The organism is Dehalococcoidales bacterium (genome assembly GCA_030698765.1).
Taxonomy (GTDB): Bacteria; Chloroflexota; Dehalococcoidia; order Dehalococcoidales; family UBA2162; genus JAUYMF01.
In genome coordinates this window covers 1-17,033 of record JAUYMF010000017.1, presented here as the reverse complement: position 1 = coordinate 17,033, position 17,033 = coordinate 1, and the positions used below count along the sequence as shown (strand labels likewise).

The 17,033-nt window shown below is 55.0% G+C and carries 17 protein-coding genes; 12 read left to right on the top strand and 5 right to left on the bottom strand.

What is annotated here, in order from left to right; all coding sequences use genetic code 11:
* Window positions 1-315: 315 nt before the first annotated feature.
* The 5 genes from Q8Q07_00625 (at window position 316) to Q8Q07_00605 (ending at window position 4,929) form a co-directional block, all read left to right on the top strand.
* Complete coding sequence (locus Q8Q07_00625; GenBank protein MDP3878797.1) at window positions 316-759, top strand: Fur family transcriptional regulator; 444 nt, start codon at window positions 316-318, stop codon at window positions 757-759.
* Between the two features lie 324 nt (window positions 760-1,083).
* Entirely contained in the window at window positions 1,084-1,932 is an 849-nt protein-coding gene (gene efeU, locus Q8Q07_00620; GenBank protein ID MDP3878796.1) for an iron uptake transporter permease EfeU, read from the top strand.
* Window positions 1,933-1,975: 43 nt separating this feature from the next.
* Entirely contained in the window at window positions 1,976-2,575 is a 600-nt protein-coding gene (locus Q8Q07_00615) for a FeoB small GTPase domain-containing protein (GenBank protein ID MDP3878795.1), read from the top strand.
* On the top strand, window positions 2,547-4,007 hold the full coding sequence (locus tag Q8Q07_00610) for a ferrous iron transporter B (protein MDP3878794.1): 1,461 nt from the start codon (window positions 2,547-2,549) through the stop codon (window positions 4,005-4,007). Before Q8Q07_00615 ends, Q8Q07_00610 begins: the two co-directional genes overlap by 29 nt.
* A 169-nt stretch (window positions 4,008-4,176) precedes the next feature.
* Window positions 4,177-4,929 (top strand): metal-dependent transcriptional regulator, encoded by a 753-nt coding sequence (locus Q8Q07_00605; protein MDP3878793.1) that lies wholly within the window; start codon window positions 4,177-4,179, stop codon window positions 4,927-4,929.
* Between the two features lie 92 nt (window positions 4,930-5,021).
* Here Q8Q07_00605 and pfkB read toward each other — a convergent pair whose 3' ends face one another.
* Both pfkB and Q8Q07_00595 read right to left on the bottom strand, forming a co-directional pair.
* A complete protein-coding gene (gene pfkB / locus Q8Q07_00600) occupies window positions 5,022-5,993 on the bottom strand; it encodes a 1-phosphofructokinase (protein MDP3878792.1) in 972 nt (323 codons plus the stop codon).
* Window positions 5,994-6,008: 15 nt separating this feature from the next.
* Window positions 6,009-7,001 carry a tagatose 1,6-diphosphate aldolase gene (locus tag Q8Q07_00595; GenBank protein MDP3878791.1) on the bottom strand — a complete coding sequence of 331 codons (993 nt, stop codon included), beginning with the start codon at window positions 6,999-7,001 and terminating at the stop codon, window positions 6,009-6,011.
* Between the two features lie 259 nt (window positions 7,002-7,260).
* Here Q8Q07_00595 and Q8Q07_00590 point away from each other — a divergent pair, with 259 nt between their 5' ends.
* Together Q8Q07_00590 and ispH are read left to right on the top strand one after the other, a co-directional pair.
* The gene (locus Q8Q07_00590) at window positions 7,261-7,872 is read left to right on the top strand and encodes a lysophospholipid acyltransferase family protein (GenBank protein MDP3878790.1); all 612 of its coding nucleotides are present in this window, start codon (window positions 7,261-7,263) and stop codon (window positions 7,870-7,872) included.
* Window positions 7,862-8,719, top strand: coding sequence for a 4-hydroxy-3-methylbut-2-enyl diphosphate reductase (ispH, locus tag Q8Q07_00585; protein ID MDP3878789.1), 858 nt, complete (start codon window positions 7,862-7,864; stop codon window positions 8,717-8,719). The genes Q8Q07_00590 and ispH overlap by 11 nt, the downstream gene beginning before the upstream one ends.
* On the opposite strand, the gene Q8Q07_00580 is transcribed toward ispH, so the two are convergent.
* Window positions 8,714-9,847 (bottom strand): acyl-CoA dehydrogenase family protein, encoded by a 1,134-nt coding sequence (locus Q8Q07_00580; GenBank protein ID MDP3878788.1) that lies wholly within the window; start codon window positions 9,845-9,847, stop codon window positions 8,714-8,716. The genes ispH and Q8Q07_00580 overlap by 6 nt on opposite strands.
* Before the next feature lie 32 nt (window positions 9,848-9,879).
* Complete coding sequence (locus Q8Q07_00575; protein ID MDP3878787.1) at window positions 9,880-11,052, bottom strand: acyl-CoA dehydrogenase family protein; 1,173 nt, start codon at window positions 11,050-11,052, stop codon at window positions 9,880-9,882.
* Between the two features lie 319 nt (window positions 11,053-11,371).
* On the opposite strand from Q8Q07_00575, the gene Q8Q07_00570 reads away from it, so the two are divergent.
* The 3 genes from Q8Q07_00570 (at window position 11,372) to Q8Q07_00560 (ending at window position 14,587) form a co-directional block, all read left to right on the top strand.
* Window positions 11,372-12,529, top strand: a complete 1,158-nt coding sequence (locus tag Q8Q07_00570) for an acyl-CoA dehydrogenase family protein (protein ID MDP3878786.1) — start codon at window positions 11,372-11,374, stop codon at window positions 12,527-12,529.
* Between the two features lie 76 nt (window positions 12,530-12,605).
* Window positions 12,606-13,391, top strand: coding sequence for an electron transfer flavoprotein subunit beta/FixA family protein (locus Q8Q07_00565; GenBank protein ID MDP3878785.1), 786 nt, complete (start codon window positions 12,606-12,608; stop codon window positions 13,389-13,391).
* Between the two features lie 14 nt (window positions 13,392-13,405).
* Complete coding sequence (locus Q8Q07_00560) at window positions 13,406-14,587, top strand: electron transfer flavoprotein subunit alpha (protein ID MDP3878784.1); 1,182 nt, start codon at window positions 13,406-13,408, stop codon at window positions 14,585-14,587.
* Window positions 14,588-14,656: 69 nt separating this feature from the next.
* On the opposite strand, the gene Q8Q07_00555 is transcribed toward Q8Q07_00560, so the two are convergent.
* Entirely contained in the window at window positions 14,657-15,394 is a 738-nt protein-coding gene (locus Q8Q07_00555; GenBank protein ID MDP3878783.1) for a sulfite exporter TauE/SafE family protein, read from the bottom strand.
* A gap of 368 nt (window positions 15,395-15,762) precedes the next feature.
* Between Q8Q07_00555 and Q8Q07_00550 the strand changes: the two genes are divergently transcribed.
* Window positions 15,763-16,311, top strand: coding sequence for a ferredoxin-like protein (locus Q8Q07_00550; GenBank protein MDP3878782.1), 549 nt, complete (start codon window positions 15,763-15,765; stop codon window positions 16,309-16,311).
* A 24-nt stretch (window positions 16,312-16,335) separates the two neighbouring features.
* Window positions 16,336-16,599 carry a DUF6504 family protein gene (locus tag Q8Q07_00545; GenBank protein ID MDP3878781.1) on the top strand — a complete coding sequence of 88 codons (264 nt, stop codon included), beginning with the start codon at window positions 16,336-16,338 and terminating at the stop codon, window positions 16,597-16,599.
* Window positions 16,600-17,033 lie beyond the last annotated feature (434 nt).

Sequence of the window (17,033 nt, the reverse complement as noted above, 5' to 3'; positions counted from 1 at the left end):
ATATCAGTGGAGCCCGGCCGATTGACTTCACCGCCGACCCGCATGAAGTGGAAGGCAAGCCGGTTGCCAAGAGGGGACGAATCCCCGGCATCACTCACAGCCCCAGGCTCAAGCGCATCATGTAATGAGTTCCTTGGCAGTTCCGGACAGAACCGCTTCTCAATTCCTGGGACCTTGTCAAAGACAGCTCAACGCCAAAGACAAGCAGAACCAAATATCGCACAAAGTATAAAATAGTTTTAAAAGGGGCTTGACAGGCAATATATTTATGGTTTAGAATGTAATTGCAAATGAATTGCATTAGCGTTACAAGTGATGAGCACTAATCGTAAGACAATCGAAGAAACCCGGAGGGCGTTAAAAGCTCCCGGACTGAGGGTCACCAGCCAGCGGGCTTTGATCCTGGATATTATCCGCCGTGGAGGAGGGCATCTTGACGCTGATGAGGTGTATCGCCGCGCCCGGCAGAAACAGCCACGGCTAAGTCTGTCCACGGTTTACCGAACGCTACAGACGCTGAAGAAACTGGGGCTGGTAGAGGAACTCCACTTTAATGAGGAACACCATCATTACGAGGTAAAACCAGCCGCCGACCATCATCACCTGGTATGTCTGAATTGCGGCAGGGTACTCGAATTCGAGTACCCGCTGGCCCGCATGATAAAGAACAATGTCCCCGAAGCTAAAGATTTTGAGATTACGGAGACTGAACTGCACATCGGCGGGTATTGCGCCGAGTGCCGCCGGAAAAGGGAATAAATTTTTGATAAAGCTTTTGCAAATGAGAAGCATTTGTATCCAAACACGGGAAGAACCAAAAGTAGAGGAGGAGGTGATACTGAAATGTTGCCTTTCGGTTTAGTAGTATTGATGGTAATGCTATCGATAGCGGTTGTTGGTCAGGAGTCAGCGGCTCCCCGAACACCCGTCAGACACCCGAAAAAGAGTGAAAAATTTGAAGCCATCATTGACCAGTGTTACTTAACATGGTGATGATTTAAAGAACAGGGGGAAAAGCGCCGGGCGGGTTGTTAAACCCGCCCGGCGAGATAATTCTAGCAGAAAGGGGGAATATAACCAGTGTTGGGTTCGTTTTTAATCACACTCAGAGAAGGGCTGGAAGCCGCCCTTATCATTGGCATTATCCTGGCTTACCTGGCCCGGACTGATAACCGGCAGAGCTTCAAATCAGTCTGGATGGGAACATCACTGGCGGTCCTGGTCAGCCTGATTGCCGGCGTTATCATCTATTTTACGGCCGGAGAATTCAGCGGGCGCGGTGAACAGATCTTTGAAGGTATCGCCATGCTGTTTGCCACCGGCATCCTCACCTGGATGATATTCTGGATGCGCAAGCAGGCGATAGATATTAAAGCTCACCTTCATGCCCAGATACAAACGGCGCTTACCAGCGGTTCATCCTTCGGGCTGGTACTGCTGGCCTTTGTCGCCGTGGTCAGAGAAGGGATTGAAACAGTACTCTTCCTCTTTGCCGCCACCAGGGTAGCCGAATCGCCGCTCTTATTTACTATCGGAGGGCTGCTGGGACTGGTTATAGCCGTAGCTATCGGCTACAGTATTTACAAGGGCACATCCCGGCTCAACCTGAGAACCTTCTTCAATGTAACCAGCCTGATACTGGTCGTGTTTGCCGCCGGGTTACTAGCTCACGGCATCCACGAGTTTCATGAAGCCGGGATTATCCCGCCGGTAATAGAGCATGTCTGGGATATCAACCATATCATCCCGGAAAGGGAGACACTGGGGCGGTTCCTGACGGCTATCGTCGGCTATAACGCTAACCCCTCCCTGGTGGAGGTAATCGCCTACCTCGTCTACCTGACTTTAGCGCTATGGAGCTATTTCCGCCCCGTGGCCGGCAGGGTAGAAAGCGCCGGGCATGAGAAAGCCAGAATAGCCCGAGCATCATAGTAAATTAAAAGGTTCATGGTTCATACTTAAGGAGGTTAGAAAAATGAGTCTGTGGCGCACGGTACTGAATACCCTCGCCTTTGGCAGAGCAGACGGCAATTGCCACGGCGGAAACGGTACCATCGAAGCTAACGGTCTGAGGAAGTTAGGCATTGTCGGTAGTCCCAATGTGGGCAAGAGCGTGGTCTTCAACAGGCTCACCGGTGTCTATGCTACCGTATCCAATTACCCCGGCACCTCTATAGACGTAACCCGCGGGAAAGCCGTAATTGACGGAGAAGAATTCGAGGTAGTGGATACCCCGGGGATGTATTCGCTGCTGCCCATCACTGAAGAAGAGCGGGTAGCCAAGGCAATACTACTGGAAGAAAAACCCGAAGTAGTCCTGCATATAGTTGATGCCAAAAACCTGGAGAGGATGCTGCCGCTTACCCTCCAGCTCATTGAGGCCGGACTCCCCATCATGCTGAACCTTAATATGATTGACGAGACTGAAACCGCCGGGATTGAGGTCAACATCAATCAACTTGAAGAAGAACTGGGCATTCCGGTAGTCGCCACCGCCGCCACTACCGGCCGCGGCGTAGAGATGCTGAGAAAGAGACTGGGAACCTATGTTAGAAGCCAAAGCGGCATCAATTAAATACGATAAGCCACTGGAGGCAGCCCTGGACACGATTACCGGTCTGCTTAAAGGCAGTTACGGTATCTCCAAGAGAGCAGTGGGCCTGCTTCTGCTCCAGGGAGACCCGGAGATAGACAGACTGGTGAAAGAACAGGAAAACGAGGATTACCCGGCGATACAAACCGTATTGACTGAAACCAGGAACGCCTACGGCCAGCCGCTCAGCTACGTCATTGCTTTAAACCGTCAGCAGGAGGTCAGGCGTATCCTCTCCACCACCGTGACCACCCGGGAACGGCGCGGCAAGAGACTGGCTGAGCGGCTGAGCCGGGCGATGATGAACCCTATCACCGGTATTCCCATTCTCCTGGCGGTCCTTTACTTCGGACTGTACCAGTTTGTCGGCGTGCTCGGAGCCGGGACCTTCGTCGACTTCATCGAGAGCACGGTATTCGGAGAATGGATTAACCCATGGGCGATCAAACTCTTCACCACTATTATTCCCTTCAAGGTTATTCAGGACTTATTTGTCGGTGAATACGGCATTATTACCCTGGGTCTGAGCTATGCCTTCGCCATCATCCTGCCCATCGTCGGCACCTTCTTTATCGCCTTTTCCATCATCGAAGATAGTGGCTATCTCCCCCGGCTGGCGATGCTTATCGACAGGGTATTCAAGGCAATCGGCCTCAACGGCCGGGCGGTAATCCCGATGGTGCTGGGCTTCGGCTGTGATACGATGGCAACCATCGTCACCAGGACACAGGAGACGCGGCGGGAGCGGGTTATTACCACCCTCCTTTTGGCCCTGGCCATTCCATGTTCGGCACAGCTCGGCGTTATTTTCGCTATTCTATCCGGGAGCGGGCCGGGCCCACTGCTGGTCTGGGCAAGCACGGTAGCGTTGATACTGCTGTTAGTAGGTTTCCTGGCATCCCGCATTATCCCCGGAGAGAAGGCCAGCTTTTACATGGAGATACCGCCGTTACGGCTGCCCAAGCTCTCCAACATACTGGTCAAGACCTACACCCGGCTGCAGTGGTACTTTCTTGAGGTGCTGCCTCTCTTTTTGATTGCCAGCGCCATGCTCTGGCTGGGTAAGCTGACGGGACTTTTCGACATTATCATCAGCGGAATAGAACCCCTGGTCAGGCTCATCGGGCTGCCGCCACAGGCCGCCGTCGCTTTCCTCTACGGCTTTTTCCGGCGGGACTTCGGCGCCGCTGGACTGTATGACCTGCACAGCGATGGGCTGCTGACGGGAGTACCGCTGGTAGTAGCGGCAGTCACCCTGACCCTGTTCATCCCGTGCGTGGCCCAATTCATGGTGATGCTGAAGGAAAGGGGCTTGAAAACGGCGCTGACTATCGCCGTTTTCATCTTTCCCTTTGCTTTCTTTGTCGGTTACGTACTCAACCTGATTTTGACTACTCTGGGGGTGACATTATGACATGTCCACTCTGCGGCTATCATTTCCGAGAGGAAGAGGGATTAGAGGCCTGTCATGGGTGCTTAATGACGTCAGGCTGCCATATGGTGAAATGCCCCAACTGCGGCTATGAGGTAATCAAGGAACCGAAACTGATAAAAGCGCTTAAATCCTGGAGGCAAAAGAAATAATGGAGCTACTTGAGCAAGCTGAAGAAATCCTGGAAACGCTATGGATACGCACCGAAGAGAGAAAAGAGGATTCCGTGGCACTCGATGACGTGGGAAACGGCGACAAAAAGCCAGTCGAGCAGTTACTGAGTGCCGGCTACGTTTCCGCTGACGGCAACCGCCTCAGGTTAACCGGCGCCGGAAAGCCCGAGGCGATGAACATAGTGAGAAGGCACCGCCTGGCTGAACGGCTGCTGGTTGACGTTCTGGGGACGACCGGAGATACGCTTATGCATGAAAAGGCGTGTAAATTCGAGCACCTTCTTGACCGGGGGCTGGATGAAAGTATTTGTGTCCTGCTGGGGCATCCCAGGGTCTGCCCTCACGGCAATCCCATACCGCCCGGAAAGTGTTGCCAGCAGAAACGCTCTTCAATGCAGCAGGTGGTTACTCCGCTGTCACAGCTAACCGCGGGGCAAAAGGGCAAAGTAGCCTATATCTACGCGCCGGATTCAAACAAGCTGCAGAAATTGATGGCGATGGGCATCCTCCCCGGAACGCCGCTCAGCCTTATCCAGAACTTTCCTTCCTATGTCTTCCAGGTTAACCAAACTCAATTCGCTGTGGACAAAGAAATCGGCGATACTATCTACATCCGCCTGATCGAAGAGAAGTCCTCCCACCAGACAGGAGAAGAACCAGCACACAGGTCCGGACGGCAAAGAGACAAGCGGGAACGACATTCGGAATTGGTGCAACCGAAAGGAAGGTGACCGGCCTTACCTGTAGCCGCCGCTTCTGCCCGGACAGCAGTTGCTCTCAATAGTTACCGGTTCCGTCAAATGCAGCTGCTTCCCGGCCGATTTCACTTAACGGCGGCAGAGAAAACCTTATCCCTTCTCGTGGAGGACATTACCCAGACCTTGACCTGTGGCAGCAATCTTTCCACGTCATCTCTGCGGCACAGCTCGGTACCCGGTGTTAACACGGCCGCCGAACCCATCGCCACCGCCAGTCGGCAGGCATCCAGCAGTGACCCCCCGGCAGCCAGCTTCAGGGCAAGGCCGGCTACGGTACAGTCCCCCGCACCCACGACGCTTTTTACCTTTACCGGCGGCGGTACCGCCTTAAACAGGCTGTCCCTGGTGGCAGCAATGATACCATCTTTCCCCCGGGATATGACCACTACCTTAATACCCATCTCCACCAGGCTTAAAGCCCCTTCAATGATCGCCTCCTCCGTGGGAAGCTCCCTGCCCAGCAACTCCTCCGCCTCGTAAACATTGGGCTTAATAAGATATGGCCCCGCTTTGATGCCCTCCGCCAACCATGGACCGGAGGTGTCAAGGATTGTTCTTATATTGCTGGCCGCGCAATGGTTAATGATGTCACAGTAAACGCTCACAGGGACGCCGGGTGGCACGCTGCCACTGGCCACAATCATATCCGGCCGGGGGCGTACCTTCTCCAGCTTCTTAAAAAACCTCTCCAGTTCCCTGCGGGAAATACGGGGGCCGGGCGCGCTTATCATGGTCTGCTGGAAAGTTTTGGTATCGTTAATGATGAAGTTGGTGCGGGTCTCCTGCTTGATCGGGGTAAAGCTGCACAATACCCCCTCTTCATCAAGCAGTATTTCCACCGCCCGGCCATCAGGCCCGCCGATAAATCCATGGGCTACCGTCACCTCATCCATTTCATGTAGCGCCCGGGATACGTCGATGCCCTTACCCCCGGCATCACGTCGGCGTCTGACCCAGCGGTTGACCTCCTGCAATTCCAGTCCATGAACCGAAATATGCTCATCTACAGAAGGATTAAGAGTAATGGTAACAATCATCAACCTTCTCCAATCTTAATAGCTCCGATACCAGCCCTCTGATATATCCGCCAGCTCCTGAAAAGATGCCCCGAACCTCCGGTACCAGGGCACCGCGTATTTGGCCGCTATTTCGGACAGTTTCTCCAGTCTCTCGACGGCTACGGTTGACAGGTAATGAACCCGCTCCCCGTCATCTTCAATACGCGTTGCTTCCTGCCAGATAGCCCGGCCCGCCAGAAAACCGGAAGCCCCGGCCCGACAGGCAATCTCCACCTGCTGGCAAAAAACATCGAACTCCACACCGGCGCTAAGTACCACCCAGGGGACCCGTGAAGCTCTGTCAAGCTGACGGCAAAGCTCAATTAGCCCGGATTTATCCCCGGGATAGGGCGGGTCAGCCGGAAATTCCGCCTTGAGCACATCTATCGGGAAGTTGTTAACATCACGGGCAGTTTCAATTACCAGCTTCCCTTTTAATTTAGATAACTCCTCCGGGTGCTTGATTTCATTGCCTACGGGATAGGTCTTGGGTTCCACCAGGAAGGGAATATCATGCTTGATGCACTCTAGGGCTACCATATCCACCGTCTCCAGTTGCTTTTGGGCTAACTCTTTCAGGTCCGGGCGGTAGTAAAGCAGTATTTTTACCGCCGAAGCCCCCATCCGCTTAATCTTTTCGACGCCCCAATCATCGAGCAAGCCGGTCAAACGGGACTCCTTCTCGCCGTAACCGGAAGCCTCAATACTGACCAGAAGCCCCGTAGTTTTGGGCAACGCCCCCTGACCGATACACTGAGCGGCGCCGAATACCGGGTCAAGCAGCACCGCGCTGGCATGTTCCGCCAGCGCGGTGCACAGCTCCAGCTTACGCTTGACCATCTCCTCATAGCCGATTCTTTCCGGATTCTGGCGGTCAATCATACTGCGTAACGAGTCGCGGTGGTCCATGGCGCACATGGTAAAAATACCATCCGTAGTGGCAATCTGCCGCAAACCCGCTATCTTACCGATGCTTAAGTCGCTCATCTTCATTCCCCCTTTTTCACGACATAAAAATATTATGAAGCAAAATAGGTGTTTAATCAAGGCGATGCCGGATTTAACAGATGATTTTGATATCAGGGTTGTTTGGAAATTAACCGTTTCGTTGTTGTTAAACGCCCTCTTCATTTGTCCCGGATAGCAGCTATCAGTTATAATCTAAATAGTTACCACCTTACTGCTTTCCGAAGGTAAAAAAATAGTGTCCTGGTTTTACGATATTGGACGGGCGTTAGTCAAAATTATGCTCTTTTTCACTGCCCGCTGGCAGGTCAAGGGTAGAGAAAACATTCCCGGCCAGGGACCGCTGCTGGTGGTCGCCAACCATCTTGGACTGGTTGACCCGCCGTTACTTGCCGTCAGTCTGAACCGGAAGGCGATATTCATGGCCAAACAGGAGCTATTCCACTCCAGGTTCTCCAGCTACTTCGTCAGCGGTTTCGGCGCGTTCCCGGTGCAGCGGGGCCAGCCGGACAGGAAAGCCCTGCGCCATGCAGAGCGAGTACTGGCGGAAGGTTTTGCCCTGGTGATGTTTCCGGAAGCGAGTCGGAGCCGGAACGGGGAATTACAACCGGCCCTTCCGGGCTCGGTACGGATAGCGCTGCGCAGCGGCGCCACTATACTACCCGCCGCTATCACCGGCACGGAGCAAATCAAGGGAATGGGCTGGCTGCTGCGCCGCCCCCGGCTTACGGTCAATTTCGGCGTTCCTTTCCAGTTACCGCCGCGTGATGGTAAATTGTCCAGGGAAGAGCTTGCCGAGTGCACCAGCTACATGATGCAGCGCATCGCCCAACTGCTTCCACCGGAATACCGGGGGTATTACGCCGATGAAGAGGGAAGGAATGGGACTTAAGATTGAAAAGGCGGCCGAACTGGGGTTCTGTTTCGGGGTGAAACGCGCCATCGAGATCCTGGAGAAGATTACCCGCGAGCGCGGGCCGGTGGAAACACTGGGAGCGGTAGTGCATAACCAGCAGGTACTGCAGAGGCTGGCTGATACCGGTGTCACCGTCGCTGATAGCGTCGGCGCCATGAAGGGCGACATTGTCGCCATTGGCGCTCACGGGGTCAGTCCCAAAATCGAAGCTGAGATTCGGGCCCGCCACAGCGAAGTAATCAATACCACCTGTCCGTTCGTGCACCGCGCCCAGCTCGCCGCCCGCCGTCTGGCCAAGTCCGGGTTCTTTGTCGTCATCCACGGTGACGCCAACCACCCGGAGGTCAAGGGAATCCTGGGCTGGGCTGATGACAGGGGAATCGCCACTCCCGACGAGAAGTTTATCGCCGGCATGAACCCCCTGCCCCGCCGCCTGGGTATTCTATCCCAGACGACCCAGATACCGTCCCATTTCACCGAATTTGCCAAGAAGCTGATTGACTCGGCGCTGACCAAAGACGCCGAGATACGTATTATCGACACCGTCTGTCACGACATCAGGGCGCGCCAGCAGACCACTCTGAAGCTGGCTAACCGGGTAGACCTGATGCTAGTTATCGGCAGTCACGGCAGCGCCAATACCAGCCACCTCGCCGATTTGTGTTCCACAGTATGCCAGACACACCTGGTGGAAACGGCAGAGGATATTCAACCAGCCTGGTTACAGGGTCACCGTCACATCGGCGTCACCAGTGGCGCTTCCACGGCCCAGGAAACGATAGACGAGGTGCTCGCCAGGTTGGAGGCGATGTCTTCATCATAGCCCCATTTCCTGAGCCACCACCTCCCGGTGGAAATCACCACCGCCAAAAGTAAGCTCCGCCGCTTTACCCCGCCGGGTATAGAAATGCAGGTCGTGGTCAATAGTGCAGCCGATAGCCCCGTGAACCTGGTGGGCCAGCGTGCTGACCCGTCCGAAAGCTTCGCCCGCCCACGCTTTGGCGATAGCCACCTCCTTCGCGCAAGGAAGCCCCTCGCTCATCATCCAGGCTGCCTGGTAGGTAGTAAAACGGGCACCGTCAACATCGGTGGCCATATTGGCGCAGTAGTGCTGTATCGCCTGAAAGCTGCCAATCGGCCGCCCGAACTGCTTTCGCTCCTTGGCATAATCCACTGCCATCTCCAGTGACTGCTGCATCGCCCCCACCATCTCACAGCATTTAGCCACGGCTGCCCGCTGCATCACCCTTTCTACCACGCTCCACCCTCGATTTAGTTCTCCCAGAATATTCTGCCCGGGTACTTTGACCCGATCGAATTCCACTTCACACAGCTTGTCCCCTGCCATCGTCTTCAAAAGAGTACAGCTTATCCCGGGGCTTTTCGCATCGACAATAAAGACGGTGACACCTTCTTCAGCGGCTGCCTTTTCATCAGTCCTGGCCACGCAGAGCAGGTAGTCGGCGACATGAGCGTCAGGGACGAAGAACTTGGCACCGCTGATAATATAGCCATCCTTATCCGCCGCCGCCTTGACTTTGATTGAAGCGGCATCGTATTGAGCCGCCTCCTCGGTTAAAGCCAGGGTAAAGATTGACTCCCCACCGGCAATAGCAGGCAGGTAGGCCCGCTTTTGCTCATCATTACCGGCATCCAGAATAGCCAGACCACCCAGAACCACCGTGGAGAAGAAGGGGCCGGGCAGGCAGACCCTGCCCGTTTCATCCAGCAGTACGGCTAAATCAAGAAAACTCATGCCGCTGCCGCCATACTCTTCCGGGAAGGCCAGCCCCATCCAGCCCAACCCCGCCATTTCCCGCCACAGCTCCGGCGGGTATCCTTTCTCGTCCTCAACCATTGCTCTGACCACTGCTTTGGAACACTTATCGGCAAGAAAATCACGGGCCGCTTTTTTCAACATTTCCTGTTCTTCAGAAAGAGCGAAATTCATTATTCATCTCCTCTATTTATTAGACCCTCTGATTAGCTTTCCGGTAGTCCCAGTCCCCGCAGGGCAATGACATTGCGTAGAATCTCGGAAGTACCGGCCTGCAGGCTGTAACCCTTGGAGGCCAGGAAGGAGTGTGCAGCCATACCCAGAACAGGCGCCCACTTTGATTCGGCCATTAGTTGCCCGTAGAGTCCCAGAATTCCGGTGGCGGTATCCGCCAGGTGCTGCTCAAAGGCGGTGCTGTAGGACTTGGCCATGGCCGCCTCCCAGTTAGGCGCCCGCCCTTCATCCATCACCATGACCACCCGGTAGGTAAGCAAACGTCCGACTTCAAATTCAATCTGAAGCTGCGCCATCTTCTGGCGGACTACCGTCTCCTGAGATAACGGCTTACCATTCCGCCTGGTCTCTTTAACAAACTGGAGCAGAGCGGCGAAGAGGGGGTAGTTCCCCATCAGCCGCTCCAGTCCGGCCCGCTCATAGTCAAGCTGGTTCAATATCTGGTAAAAGCCTCGGTTCTTCTCCCCGACCAGGTACTTTTTCGGCACCCGTACGCTGTCAAAGAAGACCTCCGCCCAGGCCTCACTTCCGGTAATATCGATTGTCGGCGTGATGGTAATCCCCGGCAGATTTGCCTCAATAACAAATTCGCTGATGCCGCGGTGTTTCGGCGCTTCGGGGTCAGTCCGGGCTACCAGGTAGAGATGCGTCATAAAGTGACCGCAACTGGTCCACATCTTCTGCCCGTCCAGTACATATTCATTGTCAGTCTCGGTGGCTCTGGTCTGCAGAGAGGCCAGGTCGGAACCGGCCTCCGGTTCGCTCATCCCCAGGCCAACATAAGCTTCCCCCTTCAGTATCTTAGGTAGCAGTTCCTGTTTTTGCTCCTCGGTGCCAAAGGCGATGATCGAGCGGCCAATCTGGCGGTCGGCGAACCAGTGGCAGGCCGACGGCGCCCCGTAGCGCAGTAACTCTTCGGTAAGAATCAGGCGGTCAATATTGCTGCGCCCCTGCCCGCCGTATTCCCTGGGCCAGGTCAAGCCGATCCAGCCTTTCTGCGCTACCTTCCTGGTGAACTCCGGAGAATACCCCTGTATCCAGGCATCACAGCTCGGCTGAAAAGTCCCCTGCCTTAGTTCGTCTTCCAGAAAGGCGCGGACTTCCTGCCGGAACTTTTCCTGTTCTTCGGTAAACTTAAAGTCCATGTCTGCTACCTCCTTTCACTTTTCTCTATTCCTGGCCTGTTTCCCTACCGGTTTTACAGCGAAATTATCAGCCGCCTGAGATTATCCGCAGCCATAACATAATTTACCAGCCTCTTCACTGTCAATACCTGCGATCAGCTTGACATCAGGCAGGTCATTTCCATTATAATAAGCCATCTGCATTGAAAACGAACAGCTTTTTATTATCCTCCGGGGTAGTCAGCCAGCAAACCGCGAAGGATTCCACGGTAACTACAGACAACGAGTTTTCTAAAAAACTGCGAAGAGTAATAGTTTTTAATTTAGAAGGGAGTTTTCCTTGGAATATTTCCTGAGCGAACACCAGCAGACCATCCGGGACCTGGCCAGAAGAATTGCCGAAGAAAAGATATTACCGGTGAGGGCTGAGCTTGACGAGAAAGAAGAGTTCCCCTGGGAGATAATCAAAGACCTCGCCGACAGCGACATGTTCCGCGTTTTTATCCCCGAAGAATACGAGGGGCTGGGGGGAGGTTGCCTTGACCTGTGCCTGGTAGTGGAAGAACTTAGCCGCGCCTGCAGCGCCGTCGCCATCAGCTATGCCGCCACCGCCCTGGGCAGCTTCGCCCTGCTGGTCTACGGAAGTGACGAGCAAAAACGGAAATACCTGCCGGATATTGCCGCCGGAAAGAAACTGGCAGCTTTTGCTATCACCGAGTCTACGGCTGGGAGTGATGCCGGCGGTATCAGGACCACCGCGGAGAAGGTTGCCGGCGGATACGTGCTCAACGGGACCAAGCAGTTCATCACCAACGGTGGTGAAGCGGAGATATACACCATCATCGCCCTGACCGACAAGTCCAGAGGCGCCCGCGGCGCCAGCGCTTTCCTGGTAGATAAGGATACCCCGGGTTTCTCCTTCGGCAAGAAAGAGAAGAAGATGGGCATCCGCGCGTCTTCCACCAGGGAGCTGATTTTCCAGAACTGCCTGATACCGGAGACAAATATCATTGGCCGGGAGGGGATGGGATTTATCATGGCGATGAAGGTCTTTGACCATTCACGTCCGGGCATCGGCGCCCAGGCTGTTGGTATCGCCCAGGGAGCACTGGAAGCGGCGGTGGACTACGCCCGTCAGCGCGTCCAGTTTGGTCACCCCATCATCGCCATCGGCGTGGTACAGGACAAACTGGCGGAAATGGCAATCCAGGTAGAAGCCGCCCGGGCACTGGTTTACGCGGCTGCCCGCACCGTAGACAGCGGGGTAAAGAGCTCCACCGCGGAATCGTCCATGGCCAAGGTCTTCGCCTCGGACGTGGCGATGAGGGTCACCACGGAGGCCGTGCAGATCTTCGGCGGGGCCGGCTATATGCGTGATTACCCGGTAGAAAAAATGATGAGGGACGCTAAAATCACCCAGATATACGAGGGCACCAATGAAGTGCTCAGAGGCACCATCGCCTCCGAACTGAGAAAAAGCCGGGCAAAGCGGCAATGAAGCTTTCCAACTCTCATAAACTGACTTTAAGCATCACTACGTGGTTAATACCGGCTTGGAGAAAGGCAGAGTGCCGATGAACATCGTGGTCTGCCTGAAGCAGGTCCCGGGCACGACTAAGGTCAGTATCAACCCCGAGACCAATACCCTGGTGAGACAGGGTATCAAAAATATCGTCAACCCCTTTGATACCTACGCCCTGGAAGAAGCGGTCAGGCTCAAGGAAAGGTACGGGGGGAAGGTAACCGCAATCAGCATGGGGCCGCCTCAAGCCGAGGAAATATTGCGGGAAGCCATCAGCACCGGGGCTGACGAAGCCATTCTGCTCAGTGACCGGGCTTTTGCCGGTTCCGATACCCTGGCTACCTCTTATACCTTGGCCAGGGCGATTACCAAAATCAACGACTATGACCTCATAATCTGCGGACGGCAGACCATAGACGGGGACACCGGTCAGGTGGGGCCGGAACTTGCCGAGATACTGAATATTCCTTTTGTCGCCTACGTCAGCCGTATTGAAGAGATTGACAGCGGACAAATGCGTCTCCAGCGGATGACTGAAGACGGGAATGAGATTATCGAGACTCCTCTGCCCGCCGTGATTACCGTGGTCAAGGAGATAAACGTACCCCGCCTCCCCTCACTGCGCGGGCTGTCCCGCGCCAGGAGCGCCACGATACCTGTCTGGAGCGCTGAAGAGATAAATGCCGATGAGAGCCGGGTCGGGTTGTCCGGCTCCGCCACCAGGGTCGTCAGGATATTCTTCCCGGAAAGAGTCCGCCACGGTGAAATTCTGGAGGGAAAGCCGGAAAACCAGGTAGATAGCCTGATTGAGAGACTGAGAAAGGTTAAAGTAATCTAGAGCGGGAAAAAAGAATGGGAATTCGGGTTGAGCTTGATAAATGTACCGGCTGCGCCAGCTGCGCGGCAGCCTGCCCTTTTGGCATCATCGAAATTATTGATGATAAAGCGCGCATCAACGAGGGCTGTAACCTCTGCGGCGCCTGTGAAGCAACCTGCGCCTACGCAGCCATCATCATCGAAACCGCCACGGAAACGGTGAACGTAAGTGACAGCCACCGCGGCATCTGGGTCTTCGCCGAGCAAAGGAACGGTAAGCTGAAGAGCGTCAGCTATGAGCTGTTAAGCAAAGGCAGGGAGCTGGCCAACACCCTGCAAACAGAACTGTGCGCTGTCTGTTTCGGACACAACATCAGTGAAAGCCAGGAACTGGTCAGCTACGGCGCCGATAAGGTCTACTTGATTGATGATCCCGCCCTGGCCGCTAACCCGGAAGACCTGTTTACCGGGGAACTCGCCCGGCTGATTCAGGAATATCAACCGGAGATCGTTATCGCCGGAGCTACCGCCCTGGGACGCTCCTTTATACCCAGGGTAGCGGCGACACTGCAGACCGGGCTTACCGCTGATTGCACCGACCTCGAGATTGATGCTGAAAATAGACTGCTCCTGCAAACACGTCCCACCTTCGGCGGCAATGTGATGGCCACCATCGTCTGCCAGGCGAGAAGACCGCAGATGGCCACCGTCCGCCCCCGCGTTTTCAAGAAAAAGAACTCCGCCGGTAACGGCAGCGGCCAGATTATCAAGCTGGACTGTGACCGGGAACGCGTTACCTCGCGGACCAGACTGCTCAGCTTTGTAGATGACCTAACGGAAACGGTCAAGCTCGAGGACGCCGATATCATCGTCTCCGGGGGGAGAGGACTGGGCAAGGCGGAAAATTTCCAACTGCTGCAGGAACTGGCAACGGCGATGGGCGGGGCACTGGGTTCATCCCGGGCACCGGTAGATGAAGGCTGGATTCCCTATTCCCATCAGGTCGGCCAGACCGGCAAGACCGTCTGCCCCAGGCTCTATATTGCCTGTGGCATATCCGGAGCCGTCCAGCACCTGGCCGGTATGCAGACCTCGGATACCATCGTGGCGATTAATACCGACCCCGACGCGCCGATCTTCGAGGTAGCTACCTACGGCATCGTCGGCGACCTCTTTGAAGTGGTACCGATGATAATTGAGAAGATCAAGAACGGATAGAACTATCCGGCTCTTAGAAAGAGCGCATCCGGCGCCTGCCCGCAGTCAACCTTCCCGCAAAGGAAATCGCTACATATCCATCACGATAGAGGCGACAATTATCACCGCTGTTGCCGCCACAATCGCTGAGGCAATCTTCTTGAAGACGACTGTATTTATCCGGGGCAGCATCTTGACTCCGATATAAGAGCCCAGCCACAGCGTCGGCAGCAGGATAGCGACCTTGATAAGAATATCCGCCGTGACCATCCCCAGGAAAGTAAAAGTAGCCACCAGTATGGCGCCGTTAAAAAGAAAGTAAGCCGCCAGCGTACCGACAAACATTTGCGGGGTCAGTCCCTGATTGATCAGGAAAAGCACCACCGGAGGCCCGCCCAGACCGGTACTGCCCCCGAGCAGACCGCTCAGAAAGCCAGCCACCGCACAGCCCAGGGTATCCCTCTTGAACCGGTGCGAGTGCCCCAGCAGTAACAGGATGGAAAAGGGAATAACCACGATGGCTATGGCCAGTTTAATTATCGATGGCTCCAGTTTCACCAGCAGATAGGTACCGGCCGGGATGCCAAAGATGCTGCCCAGACCCAGCACGACCACTCTCTTCAAATCAATATACCGCCGGGTGTGCCAGAATACCAGTATGTTGGAGAGACTGCCCAGAATCATGTTCAGCACCACCACTGACTTGGCTTCCATGACCAGTGTCAGCAGCGGGGTAGCCAGCAGAGCATAGCCGAAACCTGAAGCCGCCCGCACGAACGAGGCCAGCAAAACGATGATGGCGGCAAAAATTGAGGTATATATCCCCATCTTACTCTTTCCTGATGCCTGCCTCTGTCCGGCCGGCAAGCAAAACACGGTGAGCCAGGGCAACAACAATCCCGCAAATGACTATACTCTGGGATTACGGTAGCAGCGGTCGGTCCTTTACTACGCCCTCGATGCGGCAGAGGGCAGACACTATCATATAGTAACCGTTTACCACCCTGACTGCAAGAGATGGAGCTATTTACGGATGGCATACCAGTCATACTGACCACATTACCTCACTTCCGCCAGAACAACTCACTATATATATTGACATATGCCTTTTGTATTCAGTTTACTATCCGCCTATCTTTGCCATCCGGCGAATTTGGGTGTAGAATCTCAGGGAGTCCTGGTGAGGAGGAGATCGGGTGCATCATTCCCTACGATTTTACAGTCGGCACCGCCAGTTCGTGGTCAGGTTTTACATCTTCTGGGCGAGGTGGACCCGCATCCCGTTAATCGGTGATGTGGTGCGGTGGGTAGCTAACGCCTACGGGCGCAACCTGGAGCGCGCCTACCTGCTGACCACCGCCGAGGCTGAGGAAATCGTGGACATCGCCGAGAAGCTGGCGGTAGGACCCTGCGACTGCCGGGCCGCTTTCAAGAACTGCGACCACCCACTGAACACGGAGATTATGCTCGGTCTGAGCGGGAATGTCTTCGCCGAGGAGAACCCTCAGGACTACCGCGAGATAACCCGTAATGAAGCCCGGGACATCCTGAGGCAGTGCCATCAGCGGGGGCTTATCCACACCATCATCCGCTGCCGGGAGGACTTCTACGCCATCTGCAACTGCTGCTCCTGCTGCTGCGTCCCCCTGCGCCTGAGTAAAAACTACGGCATCGGGGAGGCGGTGAAGAGGGGTGATGGCATCATCGGCGAGTTCAAGGCTCACCGGCTTGCCCATCAGGACTAGGTAGATTTCAACCAGAGGGAAAAGATGCCGCCGCAGTTCTTCGGCCGGGAGATAGAGGTTACCGTCAGCGGGGAAATCAGGACTCCGGTTGCCTTCCGCCTTGATGACCGGGAATACGTTATCACTACCATCCTCCAGGTCTGGCATGACCACGGCTTCGGGCGCCCCACCTTGAAACGCCGCCACTGGTGGCAGCGCCGCCACCGCAACTACTACCGGGTGAAGACCGCTGAAGGCGAGGTCTTTGAAATCTACTACGACCGCGGCACTAATCTGGAGCACCCCTGAGTATAAAAAGTGGTATTTATACCGGCAGCTTTGATTATGGTGTGACCTCACCCCCTGTTATTCTTGATGGTTTCGCCAGCAGGTTTGTCAGCACCTGTCCTTCTCAATTTATTCACCTTACCACCTATTTCCCCCTTCTAATTTACCCCGTTTGTCATTCCGGCGGAAGCCGGAATCCAGTTCTTCCACACCTCCCACTGGATTCCGTGTCAAGCCTGTCCTGGCGGCAGGCCAGGGCACGGAATGACAGAACAGTAAAGAGACTTGCCCCTGGCTTGAACAGGGGGAGAGTGAGAGGGATTTGAACTGGAAATCTCCCTCAGTCCCCCTCCTTTCACAAAGGAGGAAGTCAGTTTCTCCCCTTCATATCCGTTTCTCCCTTTCGTAAAGGGAGATTAAGAGGGATTTTAAAATCCCCCTTGAGTCCCCCTTTT

Bases quoted from the DNA above. Each gene is read 5' to 3' on its own strand.
- Q8Q07_00595 (MDP3878791.1), bottom strand. From the start codon at position 7,001: ATGAGCGACTTAAGCATCGGTAAGATAGCGGGTTTGCGGCAGATTGCC.
- Q8Q07_00565 (MDP3878785.1), top strand. From the start codon at position 12,606: ATGAACATCGTGGTCTGCCTGAAGCAGGTCCCGGGCACGACTAAGGTC.
- Q8Q07_00625 (MDP3878797.1), top strand. From the start codon at position 316: ATGAGCACTAATCGTAAGACAATCGAAGAAACCCGGAGGGCGTTAAAA.
- Q8Q07_00580 (MDP3878788.1), bottom strand. From the start codon at position 9,847: ATGAATTTCGCTCTTTCTGAAGAACAGGAAATGTTGAAAAAAGCGGCC.
- Q8Q07_00575 (MDP3878787.1), bottom strand. From the start codon at position 11,052: ATGGACTTTAAGTTTACCGAAGAACAGGAAAAGTTCCGGCAGGAAGTC.
- Q8Q07_00590 (MDP3878790.1), top strand. From the start codon at position 7,261: ATGCTCTTTTTCACTGCCCGCTGGCAGGTCAAGGGTAGAGAAAACATT.
- Q8Q07_00545 (MDP3878781.1), top strand. From the start codon at position 16,336: ATGCCGCCGCAGTTCTTCGGCCGGGAGATAGAGGTTACCGTCAGCGGG.
- Q8Q07_00615 (MDP3878795.1), top strand. From the start codon at position 1,976: ATGAGTCTGTGGCGCACGGTACTGAATACCCTCGCCTTTGGCAGAGCA.
- Q8Q07_00605 (MDP3878793.1), top strand. From the start codon at position 4,177: ATGGAGCTACTTGAGCAAGCTGAAGAAATCCTGGAAACGCTATGGATA.
- Q8Q07_00560 (MDP3878784.1), top strand. From the start codon at position 13,406: ATGGGAATTCGGGTTGAGCTTGATAAATGTACCGGCTGCGCCAGCTGC.
- pfkB (MDP3878792.1), bottom strand. From the start codon at position 5,993: ATGATTGTTACCATTACTCTTAATCCTTCTGTAGATGAGCATATTTCG.
- Q8Q07_00555 (MDP3878783.1), bottom strand. From the start codon at position 15,394: ATGGGGATATATACCTCAATTTTTGCCGCCATCATCGTTTTGCTGGCC.
- ispH (MDP3878789.1), top strand. From the start codon at position 7,862: ATGGGACTTAAGATTGAAAAGGCGGCCGAACTGGGGTTCTGTTTCGGG.
- Q8Q07_00610 (MDP3878794.1), top strand. From the start codon at position 2,547: ATGTTAGAAGCCAAAGCGGCATCAATTAAATACGATAAGCCACTGGAG.